This is a genomic window from Oceanibaculum nanhaiense (genome assembly GCF_002148795.1).
GTDB classification, from domain to species: domain Bacteria; phylum Pseudomonadota; class Alphaproteobacteria; order Oceanibaculales; family Oceanibaculaceae; genus Oceanibaculum; species Oceanibaculum nanhaiense.
Genome location: NZ_MPOB01000010.1, coordinates 25,475 through 45,208 on the forward strand (window position 1 = coordinate 25,475; position 19,734 = coordinate 45,208).

At 62.3% G+C, this 19,734-nt stretch carries 22 protein-coding genes; all 22 read left to right on the plus strand.

What is annotated here, in order from left to right; all coding sequences use genetic code 11:
- The 22 genes from BKM74_RS15475 (at position 1) to BKM74_RS19215 (ending at position 19,649) form a co-directional block, all read left to right on the plus strand.
- On the plus strand, positions 1–1,785 hold the full coding sequence (locus BKM74_RS15475) for a PHA/PHB synthase family protein (RefSeq protein ID WP_176342563.1): 1,785 nt from the start codon (positions 1–3) through the stop codon (positions 1,783–1,785).
- A gap of 65 nt (positions 1,786–1,850) precedes the next feature.
- Positions 1,851–2,027 carry a DUF2933 domain-containing protein gene (locus BKM74_RS19180; protein ID WP_086466612.1) on the plus strand — a complete coding sequence of 59 codons (177 nt, stop codon included), beginning with the start codon at positions 1,851–1,853 and terminating at the stop codon, positions 2,025–2,027.
- A 116-nt stretch (positions 2,028–2,143) separates the two neighbouring features.
- Positions 2,144–2,404: a DUF5676 family membrane protein gene (locus BKM74_RS15485; RefSeq protein ID WP_086466678.1), complete on the plus strand. Its 261-nt coding sequence runs from the start codon at positions 2,144–2,146 to the stop codon at positions 2,402–2,404.
- Between the two features lie 22 nt (positions 2,405–2,426).
- A complete protein-coding gene (locus BKM74_RS15490) occupies positions 2,427–4,781 on the plus strand; it encodes a heavy metal translocating P-type ATPase (protein WP_086466613.1) in 2,355 nt (784 codons plus the stop codon).
- Between the two features lie 40 nt (positions 4,782–4,821).
- Entirely contained in the window at positions 4,822–5,940 is a 1,119-nt protein-coding gene (locus tag BKM74_RS15495; protein ID WP_176342564.1) for an NAD(P)/FAD-dependent oxidoreductase, read from the plus strand.
- Positions 5,941–5,972: 32 nt separating this feature from the next.
- On the plus strand, positions 5,973–6,755 hold the full coding sequence (gene fabI, locus BKM74_RS15500) for an enoyl-ACP reductase FabI (RefSeq protein ID WP_086466615.1): 783 nt from the start codon (positions 5,973–5,975) through the stop codon (positions 6,753–6,755).
- 26 nt (positions 6,756–6,781) lie between these two features.
- Positions 6,782–6,970 (plus strand): YHS domain-containing protein, encoded by a 189-nt coding sequence (locus tag BKM74_RS15505; RefSeq protein ID WP_176342565.1) that lies wholly within the window; start codon positions 6,782–6,784, stop codon positions 6,968–6,970.
- 834 nt (positions 6,971–7,804) lie between these two features.
- Positions 7,805–8,494: an RNA polymerase sigma factor gene (locus BKM74_RS15510; RefSeq protein WP_086466617.1), complete on the plus strand. Its 690-nt coding sequence runs from the start codon at positions 7,805–7,807 to the stop codon at positions 8,492–8,494.
- A gap of 279 nt (positions 8,495–8,773) precedes the next feature.
- Positions 8,774–9,121, plus strand: a complete 348-nt coding sequence (locus BKM74_RS15515) for an SHOCT domain-containing protein (protein WP_245825962.1) — start codon at positions 8,774–8,776, stop codon at positions 9,119–9,121.
- A 76-nt stretch (positions 9,122–9,197) separates the two neighbouring features.
- On the plus strand, positions 9,198–11,747 hold the full coding sequence (locus tag BKM74_RS15520) for a heavy metal translocating P-type ATPase (RefSeq protein WP_086466618.1): 2,550 nt from the start codon (positions 9,198–9,200) through the stop codon (positions 11,745–11,747).
- Entirely contained in the window at positions 11,744–12,121 is a 378-nt protein-coding gene (locus BKM74_RS15525) for a cupredoxin domain-containing protein (RefSeq protein WP_086466619.1), read from the plus strand. The genes BKM74_RS15520 and BKM74_RS15525 overlap by 4 nt, the downstream gene beginning before the upstream one ends.
- Positions 12,122–12,129: 8 nt before the next feature.
- Positions 12,130–12,519, plus strand: a complete 390-nt coding sequence (locus BKM74_RS15530; protein ID WP_217895505.1) for a DUF1622 domain-containing protein — start codon at positions 12,130–12,132, stop codon at positions 12,517–12,519.
- Positions 12,516–12,767 (plus strand): DUF2933 domain-containing protein, encoded by a 252-nt coding sequence (locus BKM74_RS15535; protein ID WP_086466620.1) that lies wholly within the window; start codon positions 12,516–12,518, stop codon positions 12,765–12,767. The genes BKM74_RS15530 and BKM74_RS15535 overlap by 4 nt, the downstream gene beginning before the upstream one ends.
- A 2-nt stretch (positions 12,768–12,769) precedes the next feature.
- Positions 12,770–13,435, plus strand: coding sequence for a methyltransferase family protein (locus BKM74_RS15540; protein ID WP_086466621.1), 666 nt, complete (start codon positions 12,770–12,772; stop codon positions 13,433–13,435).
- Between the two features lie 102 nt (positions 13,436–13,537).
- A complete protein-coding gene (gene petA, locus BKM74_RS15545) occupies positions 13,538–14,056 on the plus strand; it encodes a ubiquinol-cytochrome c reductase iron-sulfur subunit (protein ID WP_086466622.1) in 519 nt (172 codons plus the stop codon).
- A gap of 258 nt (positions 14,057–14,314) precedes the next feature.
- Positions 14,315–14,860, plus strand: coding sequence for a cysteine hydrolase family protein (locus BKM74_RS15550; RefSeq protein WP_086466623.1), 546 nt, complete (start codon positions 14,315–14,317; stop codon positions 14,858–14,860).
- Between the two features lie 357 nt (positions 14,861–15,217).
- A complete protein-coding gene (locus BKM74_RS15555) occupies positions 15,218–15,613 on the plus strand; it encodes a ParB/RepB/Spo0J family partition protein (protein ID WP_086466624.1) in 396 nt (131 codons plus the stop codon).
- A 78-nt stretch (positions 15,614–15,691) separates the two neighbouring features.
- Complete coding sequence (istA, locus tag BKM74_RS15560; protein ID WP_086466625.1) at positions 15,692–17,191, plus strand: IS21 family transposase; 1,500 nt, start codon at positions 15,692–15,694, stop codon at positions 17,189–17,191.
- Positions 17,188–17,964 carry an IS21-like element helper ATPase IstB gene (gene istB, locus BKM74_RS15565; protein WP_086466626.1) on the plus strand — a complete coding sequence of 259 codons (777 nt, stop codon included), beginning with the start codon at positions 17,188–17,190 and terminating at the stop codon, positions 17,962–17,964. The genes istA and istB overlap by 4 nt, the downstream gene beginning before the upstream one ends.
- A gap of 91 nt (positions 17,965–18,055) precedes the next feature.
- On the plus strand, positions 18,056–18,607 hold the full coding sequence (locus BKM74_RS15570) for a hypothetical protein (RefSeq protein WP_140056103.1): 552 nt from the start codon (positions 18,056–18,058) through the stop codon (positions 18,605–18,607).
- Between the two features lie 343 nt (positions 18,608–18,950).
- The gene (locus BKM74_RS15575) at positions 18,951–19,148 is read left to right on the plus strand and encodes a ParB N-terminal domain-containing protein (RefSeq protein ID WP_086466628.1); all 198 of its coding nucleotides are present in this window, start codon (positions 18,951–18,953) and stop codon (positions 19,146–19,148) included.
- A 105-nt stretch (positions 19,149–19,253) separates the two neighbouring features.
- Positions 19,254–19,649 carry a hypothetical protein gene (locus tag BKM74_RS19215; RefSeq protein WP_086466629.1) on the plus strand — a complete coding sequence of 132 codons (396 nt, stop codon included), beginning with the start codon at positions 19,254–19,256 and terminating at the stop codon, positions 19,647–19,649.
- Positions 19,650–19,734: the final 85 nt, after the last annotated feature.

Here is a 19,734-nt window from a genome sequence, read left to right on the forward strand (position 1 = left end):
ATGCTGCAGGTGCCAGACGATAAGCGAAAGGGACTCGACAGTACGTCGCCTTGTCCCGATGACGAGGCGAGGTCCCGGCCGTCTCTGGATCAACCCCTACACGCGGCGCTCGGGCGGCTCACTGCCGGGATTTCGCCGGTGGCGCTTGCTCAGGCCTATACGGATTGGGCCCAGCATCTCCTGCTATCGCCCGACAAGCAGATAGAACTGGTCGGGAAGGCGGCGAGCAAGTGGGCGCGCTATCTGGAATACTGTCCGCGGGCTTGCTCGGATCCTCATTGTGAGGTCTGTATCGAGCCCCTGCCGCAGGACAAGCGCTTTGCCGGCGATCCGTGGCAGACATGGCCATACAATGCGTTCTATCAGGGCTTCCTCCTGACCCAGCAATGGTGGCACAACGCCACGACCGGCGTCCCCGGAGTCTCCAAGCATCATGAGGAGGTTGTCTCCTTCGTCGCCCGGCAACTCCTCGACATGGTCTCTCCGGCGAATTTTCCGGCGACCAACCCCGAGGTCCTGAAGGCGACTCTCGACAGCGCCGGCCAGAACCTGGTTCATGGGGCCGCCAATTTTATCGAAGACTGGCAACGCGCCGTCAGGGGCGAGCGGCCGGCCGGCGCGGAGGATTTCGAGGTCGGCCGGAACCTTGCGGTGACGCCCGGCAAGGTGATCTTCCGCAACGAATTGATCGAGCTGATCCAATACGCGCCGGCGACGGACAAAGTTCATCCCGAGCCGGTCCTGATCGTGCCGGCCTGGATCATGAAATACTACATCCTCGACCTCAGCCCCGAGAACTCGCTGGTGAAGTACCTGGTCGAGAAGGGCCACACGGTCTTCATGATCTCCTGGAAGAACCCGGCGGCGGAGGACCGCGACCTCGGTCTGGAAGACTACCGCAGGCTCGGAGTCATGGCCGCGCTCGACGCGGTCTCCGTGATCATCCCGGAGCAGCGGATCCACGGCGCTGGCTACTGCCTCGGCGGCACACTCCTGTCGATCGCCGCGGCGGCCATGGCCCGCGACGGCGACGAACGGCTGGCGACTCTGACCCTGTTCGCCGCGCAGACCGATTTCACGGAAGCCGGCGAGCTGATGCTGTTCATCGATGAGGCCCAGGTCAGTTTCCTCGAGGACATTATGGCGGAGCAGGGCTACCTCGATACCAAGCAGATGGCCGGCGCCTTCCAACTGTTGCGCTCCAACGACCTGATCTGGTCGGCCATGGTGCAGAACTATCTCTTGGGCGAGCGCCGTCCGCTGTTCGACTTGATGGCGTGGAACGCAGATGCGACGCGCATGCCGGCCAGGATGCACTCGGAGTATCTCCGGCAGCTGTTCCTCGACAACGATCTGGCGGACGAGCGCTACTGCATCGACGGCCGCCCGGTTTCGCTGCGTGACATCCGTATCCCGATCTTCGCCGTCAGCACCCTCTCCGACCACGTCGCCCCCTGGCGGTCAGTCTATAAGATCCACGCCCAAACTAATGCCGATGTCACCTTCGTGCTGTCCAACGGCGGCCACAATGCCGGCATCGTCAGCCCGCCCGGCAACGCCAAACGCTATCACCAAATCGCCACGCACGACGACCTCGCCGCTTATCTAGATCCGGACAGCTGGCAGACGCAGGCGGTCCACCATGACGGCTCTTGGTGGCCCTGCTGGCAGGGCTGGCTCGCCGAACATTCGGGCGAGCCCATCAAGCCGCTCCGGCTGGGCGCGCCGCGCAAGGGCTATCGGCCCCTGGGCGACGCGCCCGGCGCCTATGTGCGCGAACCGTGAACATTGGCATACAAATGATCGGGGTCCGGAACGACCCGTAGTCGCGATGGGTGAGGGAGTGAGCGATGGCTTGGCTGGCAGAGAACTGGGTTTGGGTCCTGATCGGAATCGCGTTCGTCGCGATGCATCTTTTCGGGCACGGCGGCCATGGCGGTCACGGAGGTCACAGTGGGGGCGGTGAATCGAGCCGGCGCCCGAGAAATGAAAACGAGACGGATCGGTCCGGGCAGCACCGGCACTGACGGATCGTTTGACCGGCTCCGATCGCCGGCGCGCCGTCGGATGATGCCGGACAGGATTCTCATGTGCGCCGGATCAGAGGAAGCGGAACAAGTCGGCGAGATGAAGGATGAAGATTATGCTGAACACGAAGCTGGTCACATGGGCGTTGGGGATCTGGACAAGCATCACATTCGTGGTTTGCGTGATCTACGGTCTTGTGACACCGCAGAGCCTTCATATGAGCGCATTTCTTGAGCAGGTCCTGCCGGCCTTCAAATGGCTGACGTGGTGGGGTTTCCTGCTTGGTCTGACCGAAAGCTTCCTTTACGGCGCCTACGCCGGGCTTGTGTTCTGCCCGGTTTACAACTGGCTGCATCGGCGCTGGGGCGCGACATGAAAAACAATACAAGGATCGATTTATGAAAACGACCGTCATCGAGGTCGCGGGGCTGGTCTCCGTGCTTAGCGCCCGGGGCGTAGAAAAACGGCTCGCCCGGCTTCCCGGCGTTCGCAAGGCCGAGGTGAACTACGTCGCCGGCAGCGCCACCGTCGTCTACGACGAAAAGCGCACGGACCTCAAGGCGATCAAGGCGAAGGTGGCCGAGTGCGGCTATCACTGCGGCGGCGAACTCGTGCCGAAGCATGTCTGCGAGACCGAGGATCCGCCGGCTGAGAGCGTCGCCGTTGCGATGCCCGCGCACGAGCACCATGCGAAGGCGGGCAGGGCGAAGGCGGAAGCCGGAAAAGCGCCCGCCGTAGATCATGCGGCGCACGAGATGGGCCATGGCGGCGGCATGAGCATGGAAGCCATGGTTCGCGACATGCGCAACCGCTTCTGGATCGCGCTGGTTTTCAGCATACCGATTTTCGTCTACTCGCCGATGGGCGGGCTGTTCACGCCGCCTGCGCCGCCGTTCGGGCTGCGCTTGGACATCTGGCTCTTCTTCCTGGCGAGCGCCGCCGTGCTCTATCCGAGTTGGCCGTTCTTCGTCGCCGCCTGGCGGGCGCTGCGCAACGGCGTCCTCAACATGGCGGTGCTGGTCGTCCTGTCGGTGGGCACCGGATACATCTTCAGTGTCGGCGCCACCTTCTTTTTTCCCGGCGTTCAGTTCTACGAAGCGGTCGCCGTGCTCTTGGTTTTTATTCTGCTCGGCCATTGGCTGGAGATGCGCGCCCGAGCGGGGGCTTCCGACGCCATCCGCTCGCTGATGGATCTCGCACCGCCCATGGCCATTGTACTGCGCGACGGCCGCGAAATCGAGGTCCCCACCGCGGAAGTACTTAAAGACGATACGGTCGTGATCCGGCCCGGCAACAAGATCCCCGTCGACGGTGAAATCCTCGAGGGCGAGTCGCAGGTGGACGAATCCATGCTCACCGGCGAGTCCATGCCGGTGGCGAAGAAGCCCGGCGATAGCGTCATCGGTGCGACGATCAACAAGAGCGGCAGCTTTAAGTACCGCGCCACCAAGGTGGGCGCCGACACGGCGCTCGCCCAGATCGTCAAGCTCGTGCAGGAGGCGCAGAACTCCAAAGCGCCGGCACAGCTGCTTGCCGACCGGGCTTCGCAATGGCTGGTGCTGATCGCGGTCGTCATTGGCCTTGCGACCTTCGCCACCTGGTTCTGGTGGGTCGGCGAGCCCTTGCTGTTCGCCTTGACGCTGACGATCACGGTCTTCGTGATTGCCTGCCCGGACGCCTTGGGGTTGGCGACGCCGATGGCGGTGATGGTGGGTACGGGCCTCGGTGCCATGAACGGGATCCTGTTCAAGAACGCCGGCGCCCTGGAGGATGCGACCAAGCTCGATGTCATCGTCTTCGACAAGACCGGGACGTTGACGATGGGCGAACCGGACGTGGTCGAGGTTGTCGTGTCGTCCGACATGACAGAAGACAAGGTCTTGGCCTTGGCGGCGACCGTCGAGCAAGGCTCCGACCATCCGTTGGCGCAGGCGATTTTGAAGCACGCGGGCGACATGCAGAAGGCGCAATTGACCGGCTTCGAGAACATCGAAGGCAAGGGTGCGCGGGCGGAAATCGATGGGCAGGAGGTGTTGCTCGGCAACCGCCGGCTGATGGACGAACGCAAGGTCGCGATGGACGCGCTTGAACCCGAGGCGAAGCGGTTGCAAGGCGCCGGTCAGACGGTGGTTCATATCGCGCGTTCCGGACAACTGGTCGGTCTGATCGCCATCGCTGATGCGCCCCGGCCGACCGCTGCCCCGATGGTGGCGAAGCTGCGCGAACGCGGCGTCGAGGTGGCGATGCTCACCGGCGACAATCAGGCGACGGCCGACCGGATCGCGGCGGGCCTTGGCATCACGACGGTCCTGGCCGACGTGCTGCCGGGCCAGAAGGCGGACAAGGTGAAGGAGCTGCAAGATCAGGGCAAGCGGGTCGGTATGGTCGGCGACGGTGTCAACGACGCACCCGCCCTGACTCAGGCTGACGTGGGGTTCGCCATCGGGGCGGGCACGGACGTCGCGATCGAGAGCGCCGATGTGGTGTTAATGAAAAGCGACCCCTACGACGTCGTGGGCGCAATCGAGTTGTCGCGCGCGACGCTGCGCAAGATGCACCAGAACCTTTTTTGGGCTGTGGCCTACAACGTCGTCGCGTTTCCCGCGGCAGCCGGCGTTTTCTATCCCTTTGTCATCAGTCCCGAGGTCGCGGCCCTTGCCATGTCGGGGAGTTCGGCCCTGGTGGCGGTGAACGCCATGCTGCTGAAACGAACGCGGCTGGAGGGCATTCATGCCGCGCCCCGCAAAGCCTGAAGTTGAAGCATGGCGCCCTTACTTGTCACCGGACGAACCGGTGACCGTCGTCGGCGCCGGCGTGGCGGGGCTCGCTTGCGCCATCCTGCTGGCCCGAGCCGGTCAGTCGGTCATCGTGCGGGAATGGCACAACACGGTCGGAAGCCGATTCCATGGGGATTTTCAGGGCCTGGAGAACTGGAGCGACGACCGGGACATCCTCGACGAGCTGCGCGTCGCTGGCATTGAGACAAGCTTCGAGGCTCATCCCGTCCGCGAAGGCACTGCCTTCGACGCTTGGGGTCAAGCCTATCCGATATGCGGCGAGCGACCCCTTTACTATCTCGTCCGTCGCGGCGGCGAAGGCAGCCTGGAGCTCGCCCTGCTCAAGCAGGCCATCGGCGCCGGCGCCGAGGTGCGGTTCGGCGACCGCGTCGCAGATCCGGTCGGGTCGACCATTCTCGCGGTCGGGCCAAGGACTGCCGACGCCATCGCTGCCGGCTATGTCTTCGAGACCGATCGGCCGAACGGCAACTGGATCGCCTTCAATGATCGGCTCGCGCCGCTCGGCTACGCCTATCTCCTGATCCACGCCGGCCGCGGCACGGTGGCGAGCTGCATGTTCACCGGCTTCAAGCGGCAGGCGGAACATGTCGAACGCACGGTGGCCTTCTTCCGCGAGAAGGCAGGGCTTGAAATGTGCGATCCCAAGCCGTTCGGCGGTTTCGCCAACTTTCGTCTGCCGCGCACCGCTCTGCAGGGAGGGCATCCCGTGGTCGGAGAGCAGGCCGGGTTCCAGGACGCGCTCGCCGGCTTCGGCATGCGCTATGCTCTGCGCTCGGGCATTCTCGCGGCTCGTAGCCTGCTCGAGGGAACTGACTACACGCGGCTCTGGCGTCAAGAGCTTCTGCCGCTGCTCAGAACGGGCGTCAGCAACCGGTTCATCTTTAACAACGCGGGCGCGCGCGGGCGGCGCTGGGCGCTGCGCGGGATGAGCCGCTCCAATACGGCGGCGAAGCTGCGACGCCTTTATCGGCCGTCGGTCCTGACCCGTCTCGTCTACCCGCTTGCAGTTTGGCGCTACCGGGCGCCGCTCGGCGATCCGAGTTGCGATCATGTGGCCTGCGCCTGTGTCTGGTGCCGCCACGGCGTAGGCCATGCCGCGCCAAGCGACGTTTAGCTCGCTCTGCCGGAGAAGGAGTAATAGTACTTATGGAAGTCATCGATCTTAAGGGCCGGAAAGGCCTTGTGGTCGGCATAGCCAACGAGCACAGCCTTGCCTGGTCGGCGGCCCAGCATTTCCGGAACGCAGGGGCCGATCTGGCCATGACCTATCTGAACGACAAGGCCAAGCCGTTCGTCGAACCGCTCGCCCGCGAGGCCGGAGCATCGCTGTTCCTGCCTTGTGACGTTGCCGAGCCGGGTCAGTTGGAGGCTGTGTTCGAAGCGATAGATAAGGAATGGGGCCGGCTGGATTTCCTGCTGCATGCGATCGCCTGGGCCCGCAAGGAGGACCTGCACGGACGGCTGACCGATTGTTCGGCCGACGGCTTCGCCGAGTCCATGCTTATCTCCTGCCATTCTTTGATCCGCATGGCGAAGCTCGCCGAACCGCTCATGGACAAGGGCGGCAGCCTGATGACGTTGAGCTATTACGGCGCCGAGAAAGTGGTCGACCACTACAATGTGATGGGCCCGGTCAAGGCCGCGCTCGAGGCCTCGGTCCGCTACCTGGCGCATGAACTCGGGCGCCGCTCGATCCGGGTTAACGCGATCTCCGCGGGCGCGGTTGCAACCCGGGCCGCCTCTGGCATCGAACATTTCGATGAACTGTTGAACGAGACCGTTCGCAAGGCGCCGCTGCGGCGTACCGTGGACGCCTGCGAAGTGGGGCGCGCCGCCCTCATGCTGGCAAGCGACTATACGAGCGCCATTACCGGGGAAACCCTCTATGTCGACGCGGGATTTCACATCGAGGGGATGGTATTTCACTGATGGCTGCACTCGGACCCGAGAAGGACATGATCGTCACAGACCCGGTATGCGGCATGCGTCTGGCGCTGGAGAAGGCCGCGGCCCAGCACGAGCATGAGGGCTGGGCCTATTTCTTCTGCTCGAATGCCTGTCACAAGCTCTTTCTGGCGGCGCCGGAGCGATATTCTTCGAGTCGCCGCCAAGTCTCGCCGGCACAGGTCGACAAAGAACCCTAGCCACGCCAGCCCGCTGTTGACTGAAGCGGCTGATTCTCGGGCAATAGCTCGATTCGGAACAATGTCTGGTTGCGGGCGTTCTTATTTTCATTAGACTGGAGGCGTGAAGACATTCCGGCATTTACTGTGGGCTAGTACTGTGAATAGAGCGTGCCGACATCTTGTAATCCTCTTGCAGGTTCTTGCGCTCGTGACCTTCCCACAGTTGGAGAGCGTTGTGCGGGTCGACGCGCCGGAATTAAAACCTATGATGATCGGCGCTTCACCCCATCACCACAATGGGACCGTTCGCCGCGAAGCTCGCGGTCATGATCGCACTCAGGTCGAGGACTCCGAAAGTCGGACCTCCGCCGTTCCCACGGGCTCGCCAGTTGAGGTCCCGATTACATGTGATCCCTGCTGTACCGTGGGCATAGGCCACTGCGTTGCGCTCATGTTTGCACTGCCAGGGATCCCGGAACCAGAGTGGCTCCGCGCATCTAAAATCACAAGGGTCGACTCTCTGAACTCGCGTCAAGTCGCCCCGCTAGGTCATCCCCCCAAAGTTCACGCCTGATCGACGCGCGCTGACGTCCCGTCACTGGCTCTCGTCATGTACGGCTGAGTAAAGCTGCTTGCGCATGAGCCTGCCGTCTCGTCGGTAGCCCATCAAACGCAGAACTCCACGTGGTTTCGAAATGCTGATCCGCAGAGCCTCGGCTCGCGGGGCAGGGCTTGTTGGCCAAGTCCGCAAGCGGCGCGTTGCCGGACCACAGTGCAATCCAGCAATCAAGGTTGCCGCCAAGTGGATGCCGAACACCCGCAGGCAAGCAACCCGAGATCAGGAAGATCGAAATGACACCGCACTTGAAGAATCGGCCCGTCAAGCGACAGCTTGGCCAGTCGTCGTTGGCCGGGCATGGACGCCAACAGGATATCGAACCGCTCGATCCGAAACTTACGGCGATACTCACGGCGAGCCGCACGCAGTTTCTACGTTATCTCCAACATCGCCTCGGCGACCGGGACGAGGCCGAAGACGTGCTCCAGGACTTCCATATGAGGGTCCTTGCCAAAGCCAGCCAGATCAGGGACACGGGCTCTACCATGGCTTGGCTGCGTGCAGTGCTCAAATCGGTGCTTGCCGATCACTTCCGTCGCGCGGCAGCGGAAAGAAACGCTCGCCAACTGATGGTAGCCGACTGGTTGGCGACAAACACTGAACAGGAGATGATTCCGACCGAGGAAGAAGGTTTCGATCGCATTGCATGCAACTGCTTTTACAAGCTGCTGCCCACGTTGAAGCGGGAATATGCGGATGCTCTCATGCGGATCGACCTGGCGCAGGAGCCGCGCGAGGACGTCGCCCGCTCCCTTGGCATTACGGCGGGCAATATGAGAGTCCGGTTGCACCGTGCGCGTCGTGCCTTGAAGGAAACACTCAAACGCTCATGCTGGCGGTGCCGGGCGCACGATTGCTTCGGGCAATGTGGGCCGCCGGGTGGGCCAGAACGAGGGAATACACGCTCGACTTGCGAACTGTAACGAGGCCGCGATAAGCCCGTCGCCTATGAGGAGAAGACGGTGATAGCGCCGCTTTCCTTGTCGTATAGAGGCCGGGTGGATTTGCCACTACAGCGGATAGTGTTTCGGGACAGATTCCCGGGATGATCCGAGAGGCTGGCTTCAGGAACATCGCCGGGTTGCCAACCCTGCCCCGGAAGACCGCCGCGCTGTAACGCTTCGGGTTCCGATCCGTCTATTAGGATAAGTCAGTTGCTGAACTGCGACTGAAGTAGAGGTGCATGCCGTCACGAGCGAGCGATGGAGATTTACATGATGGCAAGACTAAAGGCGGCCCTGTTCGTATTCCCGAGCGCCTTCGTATCGCTGCCGGCCCTGGCGCAGGCGCCGGCTGATCGGCCGGGTTACTGGCATCCGGACTGGGGATGGGGTCATATGATTTTTGGTTCGCTCATGATGATCTTGTTCTGGGGCGGCATAATCCTGCTGATTATCCTTGCGGTCCGCTGGATAGGCGGCGGGCCCTCCGGTGAACACGCGTCTCCGGCCGCGCGCAAGACGCCGGTCGACATCCTTCAGGAGCGCTTCGCCAGAGGTGAAATCGACAAGGACGAGTTCGAGGAGCGCAAACGGCTTCTGTCGGATTGAACGCGACAATAGCGGGACATCAGCGGATGGCGCGCCGGACCGGCTACGGGACAAGACAACAGTTGAGGAATAGACAATGGAGAAAGTGGTTGAGTTCCCGGATCGCAGTGACAGCTCGGTCGCGGACAGACCGTCCCGCGGTGGCGCGCATATCGACCTTTCGGTAGGCGGCATGACGTGCCGTCATTGTCCGCCGATGGTCGAGAAGGCGCTTGAGGGGATCGATGGTGTCAAAGCGGCGCAGGTGAACCTCTCCTCCGGAACTGCGGCCATCGACTACGACCCCGGTCAAGCCTCAGTCGGCGACCTGGCAAAAGCGATCCGATCCGCCGGCTACAGCGCGGGCACCGCCAAGACGCGTCTCCTGATCAAGAACATGCATTGTTCTTCTTGCGTGACACGCATCGAACTCGCCCTGCGGATGACGCCCGGTGTGGTCTCGGCTCGGGCCAATCTCGGTCCCAACGCGGTCGATGTCGAGTACCAGCCGGAGGTCGTCGATTTCGCCGCGATCCGCAGGGCGATCGAGTCCGCCGGCCACAAGATCGCCGAACCCAAGCCCGCCGAGATCAAAGCCGCCATCGAGGAAGATGCCGATCCGGAAGAAGCGGCGCGCAATCAGGAATACCGTACCCTGATGCGCAAGTTCTGGTTCGCCGCGATCGTTTCGGTCCCGGTGATGGGGCTGAGCTATCCGGACCTGATCCCTGGCCTTCGTGACTGGATGCCGATGGGCAGCGAGACGCGGCGCATCGTCTGGGCGCTGTTGGGCGTGCTGACACTGCCGGTGCTTGTCTGGTCTGGCTCGCAGTTCTTCTCGGGCATGTGGGACGGACTCAAGCACCGGTCCGCCAACATGCACACGCTGATTGCCATCGGCGTCTCGGCGGCCTTCGTCTACTCGGTTGTTGCAGTGGCCTATCCGGCGATGTTTCCGACGGTTGCGTTGGCGGAAGTGTTTTGGGACGTGACGTCAGTGGTGATTGCCCTTGTCGTGCTGGGGCTAGCGCTGGAGTTGAAAGCAAAGGGGCGAACCTCGGAAGCGATCAAAAAGCTGATGAGCCTGCAGGCGAAGACCGCGCGGGTTCTTCGGGACGGCAAAGAGATTGACCTGCCCGTAGAAGAAGTCGTGGTGGATGACATCGTGATCGTGCGGCCGGGTGAGAAGATCCCGGTCGATGGTGAACTGTCCGAAGGGTCGAGCGCGGTCGACGAGTCGATGATCACCGGCGAGTCGATCCCAATCGAGAAGCAGGTCGGCGACGAAGTCATCGGCGGCACGCTGAACAAGACCGGCAGCTTTCAGTTCCGTGCCACCAAGGTTGGCAAGGACACCGCGCTTGCCAGCATCATCCGTATGGTGAAAGACGCACAAGGTTCGAAGGCGCCGATCCAGCGCGTTGTGGACCTGGTCTCGGGCTATTTCGTGCCGACGGTGATGATCCTTGGCATTCTCGCCTTCGTGGCGTGGTATCTGGTGGGTCCGGAGCCCAGAATCATCTATGCGACCATCGTTCTCGTCACGACACTGATCATCGCCTGCCCCTGCGCGCTCGGCCTCGCGACGCCCACCTCGCTGACTGTCGGTATCGGCAAGGGGGCCGAGAACGGCATCCTGATCCGCTCCGGCGATGCGCTCCAAACGTCCGAGAAGCTGGATTCTCTTATCCTCGACAAGACCGGCACCATCACCCGCGGCGAACCGGCACTCACCGACGTGGTTACGGCCGAAGGTTCTGATGAGACGGAGGTCTTGCGTTTAGCCGCGTCCCTGGAGCGCGGCTCCGAACATCCGCTCGGTGAGGCGATCGTCAAAGGCGCGGAGGATCGCGGCATCGATCTGACGAGTGCCGAAGGTTTTGCCGCTATTCCCGGTCACGGTGTGAGTGGCGGTATCGACGGCAAGAATGTGTTGCTCGGTAACGCCAAGCTGATGCGTGATCGCGGCATCGAGATCGATGCCCTGACAGCTGACTGGGAGCGGCTGGCAACCGAGGGCAAGACGCCGATGTATGTCGCGGTCGACGGCGCCGCAGCCGGTCTGGTGGCCGTAGCAGACACCGTCAAGTCGGACTCAAAGGAAGCCATCGATCTCTTGAAAAAGATGGGCATCGAGGTGGTCATGCTCACCGGCGACAACCAGCGCACCGCTGACGCTATCGCGCGCGAGGTGGATGTTGACCGGGTTCTGGCGGAAGTTCTGCCCGACGATAAGGCCCATGAGGTGCAAAAGCTCCAGCTCGAGGGCAAGCGGGTCGGCATGGTGGGTGACGGCATCAACGACGCCCCGGCGCTTGCTCAGGCGGATGTTGGTTTCGCCATTGGCACCGGCACCGACGTGGCGATCGAGGCAAGCGATGTCACCCTAATTAAGGGCAGCCTCATAGGTGTGGTCACGGCCATCGAGATCAGCCGGGCGACGATGAAAAACGTTCGCCAGAATCTCGTCGGCGCTTTCGGTTACAACACCGCCGGAATCCCGGTAGCTATGGGCGTGCTGTACCCGTTCTTTGGGCTGCTGCTGTCGCCCCTGATTGCGGCTGCAGCGATGGCGTTCAGCTCGGTGACCGTCGTCACAAACGCCAACCGCTTGCGCTTTTTCGAACCGAGGAGGGCCGTCAAATGACGCCGGATCGCTGGATCGTTCTTATTGGCGGGCTCGTGCTCGTTGCCTTCATCGTTTGGTTCTTCTGGCTGAAGCGCGCCAAGGGCGTGCGAGCGGCAGAGACCTCCGGCGGGCACCAGGAAGTCATGGTGCTGGTCAAAGGCGGCTACACGCCCGACACCATCATCGTCCGGCACGGCAAGCCGGTGCGCCTTAACTTCCGGCGCGAGGAAACCGCATCCTGCTCGGAGAAGGTCATCTTCGCCGATTTCAATAAGAGCGCCGACCTGCCGACCGGCGAGACGGTGCGCGTCGAGTTCGTTCCCGATACGCCCGGAGAGTACGAGTTCGCCTGCGCAATGGGCATGTTCCGCGGCAAGCTGGTTGTTGAATAGGGAATGGCATGATCATCGGCAGCGCCATGGAAGCCTTGGTCACTTGGACCATCGTCGGTCTCGAACTGGCGGCGCTCGCGGTCATTGCAGGCGGATTTGCGTGGAGCGCCGGGAAAACGTTTGTCGTTTACATCCGTGACAGAACGGAACAGCGCTACCCTTCATTTCGGCGGGAGCTGGGCCGCAGCACGCTGATCGCGCTCGAGCTTTTGGTGGCTGCCGACATATTGCGTTCGCTCGTGCTTGAGCCATCGCTATCGAACATCGCGGTTCTCGGCGCCCTTGTCGCCATCCGCACCTTTCTCAGCTTCTCCATCGACGTGGAACTGGACGGCTGCTGGCCTTGGGAGCGGGCGAAAGCTCGTCCACAAGGGGCGGCGGAGCAGGGGACACTATGAGTAACCGATCGACGCAATCCCATCCACGGTTCTGGCGTTCGCGCGCCGGTATCGTCCTTCTCGTTTTTCTGGGGATCGCTGGCTTCCTTCTGCTCTATGAGCATCGCGCCCATGTGTTCACGGGAAGCGGCATACTCATCGGCCTGCTCGTCTTTTGTATCGGCATGCATCTCTTCATGCACGGTGGGCACGGCGGCCATGGCGGTGGTCATGGTCACGACGCACCGACAAATCCGGACGAGGACTAACCATGGAAACAAGCTCCTACGGTCTATGGCTTCTGGTCGTCATTAACTCCGCGATTTTCATTCTGTTTGCGTTCAGCTTCTTCAAGCCGAAGACCGGCAGGGACTGGCGGTCCTTCGGCGCTTTCAGCGCTTTCCTCGTCGCGCTCTTCACCGAGATGTACGGCTTCCCGCTCACCATCTATTTCCTGTCCGGCTGGTTGCAGACCAATTACCCCGACATCGACTGGCTTGCCCACGATTCCGGCCATCTTTTGGAAATTCTGTTCGGCTGGAAGGGGAATCCGCATTTCGGGCCGTTTCACCTACTGAGTTTTGTCTTCATCGGCGGCGGGTTCATTCTGCTCTCGGCCGCTTGGCGCGTCCTCTATCAAGCGCAGCGGTCCGGAGCGCTGGCGGAGACCGGCCCCTATGCCCGCATTCGCCATCCGCAATATGTCGGCTTCGTCCTGATCCTGATCGGTTTCCTATTCCAATGGCCGACCATCCTCACCCTCGCAATGTTTCCGGTGCTGCTCGTCATGTACTGGCGCCTTGCTCTACGGGAGGAGCGGGAGGTTGAAGCCGAGATGGGTGACGCCTATCGACGCTACGCTGCGCGGGTGCCCCGCTTCGTGCCGCGCCTGCAAGGCATCTTGGGCAAGTCGGCCGCCGAACAGGACCGGCCATGAGGCGAACCTGTTGTAAGCAGTAATGCAAGGGCGGCGACACGGAAAGGATCGATAGGAGTGACGTCTGCGACAGTTGATAGCCCATCTTCGGGTTCCGATTCTTTGGAGATCAAACGGCGCGATTTTCTCTACGTTACGGCCGGCGCCATGGCGACGGTCGGCACAGCGGCTGCCCTGTGGCCGTTTATCGACAGCATGAATCCGTCGGCGGACGTTCTTGCCCTGTCATCGACCGAGCTCGACCTCGCTCCCATCCAAACAGGACAGCGCATCACCGTGGTGTGGCGGGGCCAACCGGTGTTCATCGTCCGCCGCACCGCCGATGAGATCGCACGCGCCAGGGCCGATGACGGCAACCCGGACCTGATTGATCCGATGGCGGATGCCGCGCGTGTGCAGCGGCCGGAATGGCTGATCGTCGTGGGTGTCTGCACACATCTCGGCTGCGTGCCACTCGGACAGAAATCGAGTGATCCTCACGGCAAATACGGGGGATGGTTCTGCCCCTGCCACGGGTCCGTTTATGACACGTCAGGCCGCGTCCGGCGGGGACCGGCGCCGCGCAACCTCGACGTCCCGCCCTATACGTTCCTGGACGACTTGCGCGTCCGGATCGGATGAGACGGGGACCGGACACTCCGCGGATGGTTGCGGCGGAATTTTCCAAATTCCTGTACGGCGAAAGGGAGACAGAACCCCTCGAGCAAGTCCAGCAACACAGAGGACTTGGCGCCAATTGCAGGGCGAGGTTGGTAAGCCGGATCGCTTCCCACGCGGCATGCCAGCGTCGCGGCTTTAGCACCGCTAAGTGCCAAGATACTCCATCGACTCACAATGATCGGAGTTCCCAACAACCAGAAGGGCGGAATTAAGAATAGCATGGCCAACCGGGTCAACAGGAAAGGAAACTTAGCGCTCCTCGATCCGGGGGCTTCTTGCCTGCTGTTCATCGATTTTGACGAAACGTCGCCGGGCATAACGCTCGAAGCGCCAGTCGTGAGCACCACCCACCAAGAGGTTTTGAGCAAAGCGGTCGAGCTTTCCATTCCCGCCTTTGTTTCTTTTATGGCCAGTAAAGAGCATGAACACTCGAGCTCTCCGCTGGATCTCCTCATACTGAAAGAAGCCCGATTGCAGCGATCAGTCATCAATCCATGGAAGGATGACCGTCTCTGCCAAACGATCTCCGAACAGCGGCGACATTGCCTAATTCTCGCGGGTGGGTGGCCGGAGGGCTCTTTGGCTCAAGCCGCCCTCGGCGCATTGGGAGAGGCATACGACGTCTATGTTCTATTCGATTTATGCAATGGACTTCTCGACTTGCAAAACTCTCCGGTTGCAGCCCGATTGATGCAGGCCGGTGTCGTTCCTCTGACAGCGCGTCAGCTCATCCTTGAATGGACCGACGCAGCGGGGATTACTTAAAAGTCACTATCTAAACCCTCTCAGCCACGAAGTTAAATTACTGACCGCGACCTTAAGGAATGCGGCTTACCCAAAGGGCCCACTGTCGCATCATCTCACCCGCCTAGTCGCCAGACATCATTCATCTGAGCCCCGACTCCGCGCGGTCGTCGCTCATCCAGGACATGATCCCTCAGCCCTGCGCAAGATTTTTGGCCGGTGAGGGCGCCGCGAGCCTGCTTGTCGCTGCTCCCTGCGCGGAGGGTGCGCCCTTCCCCAAAAGTAAAAGTCCTGTTCCAGCCGGGCGAAGCCCGGCTTCCCGGAAAGCAAAGGGGCCGGAGCTTCTCCTCAAAACTTCAACCTGAAGGAGACTGGCTTATGACCCAGCACCAGACCCCACGGCACGAAATCGGGGAGACCGTGCATCTCCCGCTTTCCAAGCTCGTGATGTCCCGCGAGAACCCGCGCAAGACCAAGCCGAATACGGCGGACGACCTCTTGGTCGCGTCGATCCGTTCGCGTGGTCTTCTGCAAAATCTCGGTGTGCGTCCGTCCGACACCAGCGCCGGCAAGTACGAGGTCCGCTACGGCGGACGGCGCCTTGCGGCGCTCCGCCTGCTGACCAAGGAAGGCCATTTCACCAAGACGCAAGAGTTCCCGTGCCGGATCGTCCCCAGCGACGACGCCGACGCTTCCGAAGAAGCGCTCGCGGAGAACATCGTCCGTGAAGCCCTGAGCCCGATTGAGAACGCCGGTGCAAAACTCCGCCACTGAAGCGGCCGGATGACCCGGCTGTTGGCCGGAGCAAAACTCCGCCAGTGGTAGCCTTCTGGCCTTTGGCAGAGGGCGGGGATGAAGGGCGTGGAACTATATGGACGGGTCAGGCGAGCGGTTTTCGTCGAAGGCATGAGCCGGCGCGAGGCTGGCCGTGTTTTCGGGATCGACCGCCGCACGGTCGAGAAGATGCTGCGGTTTTCGATCCCGCCCGGATATCGGCGCAAGAAGCCGGTTCGCCGTCCGAAGCTCGATCCGTTTGTCGAGGTTATCGACCAGATCCTGACGGAAGACAGCGGTCGACCAAAGAAGCAGCGCCACACCTCGAAGCGGATCTTCGAGCGGCTGCGTGACGAGCGCGGCTACACTGGCGGCATCACGATCGTGAAGGACTATGTCCATGCCGCCAGGCAGCGCCAGCGCGAGATGTTCGTGCCGCTGGCCCATCCGCCGGGCCACGCCCAGGTCGACTTCGGCGAAGCGCTTGGCGTGATCGGCGGCATCGAGCGCAAGATCCATTTCCTGGCGATGGACCTGCCGCATTCCGACGGCTGCTTCGTGAAGGCCTATCCGGCGGAGACGAGCGAGGCGTTCTGCGACGGGCATGTCTCGGCCTTTGCGTTCTTCGGCGGCGTTCCGCTTTCCATTCTCTACGACAATACGAAGATCGCGGTCGCCCGCATTCTTGGCGACGGCACCCGCAAGCGCACGCGTATCTTCTCGGAACTGGTATCCCACTATCTGTTCGAGGACCGCTTCGGGCGGCCCGGCAAGGGCAACGACAAAGGCAAGGTCGAGGGACTGGTCGGCTATTGCCGCCGCAACTTCATGGTGCCGCTGCCGCGCTTTGCCAGCTTCGGCGACCTCAACACCTGGCTGGAAGACCAGTGCCGCCGGCGCCTGAACGACAGGCTGCGCGCTCATGACGAGACGATCGGAGAACGCCTCGAACGCGACCGCGCTCACTTCCAGCCTCTTCCGGCCGTGGCCTACGATGCCTGCGACAAGCGCGCTGCCCGGGTCAGTTCGCTGTCACTGGTTCGCTACCGCGGCAATGACTACTCCGTCCCGACCGCCTACGGCCATCGCGACGTTCTCGTGCGCGGATACGTCCATGAGGTGGTGATCGCGTGCGGCGCCGAGATCATCGCCCGCCATCACCGTTCCTGGGAGACGGAGGACTTCATCTTCGACCCGCTTCACTATCTGGCGCTGATCGAGAAGAAGACCAATGCGCTCGACCAGGCAGCTCCGCTGGCCGACTGGGATCTGCCAGAAGACTTCACCACGCTGCGCCGGCTCCTGGAGGCCCGGATCGGCAAAAAGGGCAAGCGCGAGTTCGTTCAGGTTCTGCGCCTGCTCGAGACCTTCACGCTGGACGACGTCCATGCCGGGGTCCGTAGCGCGCTGGAACGCGGCACGATCGGGTTCGACGCGGTCAAGCATCTCGTACTTTGCCGGATCGAGCGGCGGCCGCCGCGTCTCGACATGGCGGTCTATCCGTATTTGCCGCAAGCCCGGGTCGAGGTGACGTCAGCCCGGAGCTACATGAGCCTTCTGGCCGGAGCCGGATCATGAACGAGACGCCGCAACTGCTGCTGTCCCATCATCTGAAGGCGCTTAAGCTGCCGACCTTCCTGCGCGAATATGACAAGCTGGCCCGGCAGTGCGCCGCCGAAGGAGACGACCATACGCGCTATCTCCTGCGGCTTGCCGAACTCGAACTGATCGACCGCGAACGGCGCATGGTGGAGCGGCGGATCAAGGCGGCCCGCTTCCCGACCGTCAAGAGCATCGACAGCTTCGACTTCAACGCCATCGCCTCGCTGAACAAGATGCTGGTGATGGAACTGGCGCGCTGCGACTACGTCAATCGCAACGAGAATGTCATCGCCGTCGGCAACAGCGGCACCGGCAAGACCCATGTCGCTCTCGCCCTTGGACTGGCTGCCTGCCAGAAGGGAGTGCCTGTCGGCTTCATCACCGCATCCGCCCTGGTGCACGAACTCCTCGAGGCGCGTGACGACAAACGACTGCTGCGGCTGCAGAAGCAACTGGCCAGGGTTCGGCTCCTGATCATCGATGAGCTTGGCTATGTGCCGCTGTCGCCGACAGGAGCCGAGCTGCTGTTCGAAGTCTTCTCGCAGCGATACGAACGCGGCTCGACCATCGTCACGTCGAACTTGCCCTTCGATGAATGGACCAGCGTCTTCGGTTCCGAGCGACTGACCGGCGCGCTCCTCGACCGGCTCACCCACCACGTCCATATCCTCGAAATGAACGGCGACAGTTATCGTCTCGCGCAATCCCGCAAGGCTGCCAAGCCGCTGCGTGATCCAGAAACAGACTGATCCTCAACCCAGCAGCACACCGTCATGCGAAGGGGCCCGATCGGGCCCCTTCGCATGACGTCGTCTGGCACATATTTGCTCCGGCCAACTGGTGCATATTTGCTCCGGCGTTGACACCTTTCAACGTCCGTGGAACGCCCGTCTCGGTCTGGGTAGCCATGAAGGTGTGCGCCGCGAGCACTGGACGAGGGTAAAGGCTCTCAACAGACGTATCGCAGGTGAGCTGGATGACGAGTACGACACGCTTCGTCCGATTGCGGACCTCGTGGCGCGGCTGAGCGAGTCGATATCCCGGTTCCTTGACTCACCTACCCGGTGGACACGAGAGCCGGAAGACGAGAGCGAGGCCGAGGCCGCAATCGCAACTGTGCGACGGGCCGTGTTCAATGACCTCCACGACTTCGTCGCCGGGCGCATGATCGGGGCGCATCTGCCGAACTGGCGCGAGGCGTACGAGCTTCGCGGCCGTGGTTCCACTTTTGACAGAGCCCGTGAAATCCGCGGCATCTACGAAGCAGCCGCGCCCGTCCCGACTGCGGTGGTAACGCAACCTTCCGCCGAGTTCCTGCGCGACATACGGGCGCTCGTCACGCGGTCCATCCAGGACAATGGCGGCGAACTGAGCATGTCGTCAGTCGCCTGATACATCCTCTGACGCACCCGCCGGGATATTGCTGACGGCGCGCCACCACGGCGCGCCGTTCGCATTCCTGCCTGATTTACGCTGATCGGTGGCGGTAGCCTCGGCCGCCGCTGTCCCGAAGCTCATCACGCTCCTTATCCATTCAGCGGACCACGACCCGGCCTTTCATCACCGGCAGCCTGGGGCCGGCGGCCGTCGCCGCAAGCGGTTTTTTCCCCGCCCTGGCGGGCTTCCTCGCGCGCCAAAAAACCGCTTGGCGTCTCCGTCCCTGCACCGGCCCCGGTTCGACTGCCGTGAAAGGCCGCGAGGGTCGCGGCCTCAATGACTGAAAGGAGCCACTAAAATGAGTATTCAATCCATACAACTGGCCGATCTCAGGCCGCCCGCGCACAATCCGCGCCGCGTCATCGCCGACGATGCGCTGGACGAGCTGGCGGCGAGCATCCACAGCGACGGGCTGCTGCAGAACCTCGTGGTCGCGCCGTCACGCGGCAAGACCTACAAGGTCATCAGCGGCGAACGGCGTTTCCGCGCACTGTAGCTGCTGTGCGAGCGCGGCGACATCGACGAGAGCTTCGAGGTTCCCGTCGAAATCCGCAGCAAGCTCAGCAAACGCGACAAGCTGCGCATCGCCACCGTCGAGAACGTGCAGCGCGAGAATCTGGCCCCGATAGACGAGGCCGAAGCCTTCGCCGAACTGGCGCGCAACGGTGTTGCGCTCGACGATATCGCGGCCGAGACCGGCAAGTCGGTCGATACCGTGAAACGCCGTCTGGCAATCGCGGGGCTGTGCGACGAGGTCAAACAGGAGCTGAGCGAGAACCGCATTTCGCTTTCCGTGGCCGAGATCATGACGCTGGGCTCGCATGACCGGCAGCGCGGCATAGACTCCGCAACGAGAAATGGCGTTCGCGGTCCTTCGAAAGGATGCTTGGATCGCGTTAGACTTCTATGCCGCAGCTTGGAAAAGGCCCTGCTGATATCGTTGGTTGCGGGCCCCCGCAACCACTTTCGTTATAACTCCATAGAATGCGAGATATAACAATCACTTAGGCCGCCGCGAGGCGGCCTTTGCTTTGTCCGCTTCCCCGTGACCTGCCACTAAACTTTCATCCAGCGGCGACTGG

Excerpts from the sequence above, each read along its gene's own strand:
- BKM74_RS15475 (WP_176342563.1), top strand. The coding sequence starts at position 1 with ATGCTGCAGGTGCCAGACGATAAGCGAAAGGGACTCGACAGTACGTCG.
- BKM74_RS19180 (WP_086466612.1), top strand. The coding sequence starts at position 1,851 with ATGGCTTGGCTGGCAGAGAACTGGGTTTGGGTCCTGATCGGAATCGCG.
- BKM74_RS15485 (WP_086466678.1), top strand. The coding sequence starts at position 2,144 with ATGCTGAACACGAAGCTGGTCACATGGGCGTTGGGGATCTGGACAAGC.
- BKM74_RS15490 (WP_086466613.1), top strand. The coding sequence starts at position 2,427 with ATGAAAACGACCGTCATCGAGGTCGCGGGGCTGGTCTCCGTGCTTAGC.
- fabI (WP_086466615.1), top strand. The coding sequence starts at position 5,973 with ATGGAAGTCATCGATCTTAAGGGCCGGAAAGGCCTTGTGGTCGGCATA.
- BKM74_RS15505 (WP_176342565.1), top strand. The coding sequence starts at position 6,782 with ATGATCGTCACAGACCCGGTATGCGGCATGCGTCTGGCGCTGGAGAAG.
- BKM74_RS15510 (WP_086466617.1), top strand. The coding sequence starts at position 7,805 with ATGACACCGCACTTGAAGAATCGGCCCGTCAAGCGACAGCTTGGCCAG.
- BKM74_RS15515 (WP_245825962.1), top strand. The coding sequence starts at position 8,774 with ATGGAGATTTACATGATGGCAAGACTAAAGGCGGCCCTGTTCGTATTC.
- BKM74_RS15520 (WP_086466618.1), top strand. The coding sequence starts at position 9,198 with ATGGAGAAAGTGGTTGAGTTCCCGGATCGCAGTGACAGCTCGGTCGCG.
- BKM74_RS15525 (WP_086466619.1), top strand. The coding sequence starts at position 11,744 with ATGACGCCGGATCGCTGGATCGTTCTTATTGGCGGGCTCGTGCTCGTT.
- BKM74_RS15530 (WP_217895505.1), top strand. The coding sequence starts at position 12,130 with ATGATCATCGGCAGCGCCATGGAAGCCTTGGTCACTTGGACCATCGTC.
- BKM74_RS15535 (WP_086466620.1), top strand. The coding sequence starts at position 12,516 with ATGAGTAACCGATCGACGCAATCCCATCCACGGTTCTGGCGTTCGCGC.
- BKM74_RS15540 (WP_086466621.1), top strand. The coding sequence starts at position 12,770 with ATGGAAACAAGCTCCTACGGTCTATGGCTTCTGGTCGTCATTAACTCC.
- BKM74_RS15550 (WP_086466623.1), top strand. The coding sequence starts at position 14,315 with ATGGCCAACCGGGTCAACAGGAAAGGAAACTTAGCGCTCCTCGATCCG.
- BKM74_RS15555 (WP_086466624.1), top strand. The coding sequence starts at position 15,218 with ATGACCCAGCACCAGACCCCACGGCACGAAATCGGGGAGACCGTGCAT.
- istA (WP_086466625.1), top strand. The coding sequence starts at position 15,692 with ATGAAGGGCGTGGAACTATATGGACGGGTCAGGCGAGCGGTTTTCGTC.
- istB (WP_086466626.1), top strand. The coding sequence starts at position 17,188 with ATGAACGAGACGCCGCAACTGCTGCTGTCCCATCATCTGAAGGCGCTT.
- BKM74_RS15575 (WP_086466628.1), top strand. The coding sequence starts at position 18,951 with ATGAGTATTCAATCCATACAACTGGCCGATCTCAGGCCGCCCGCGCAC.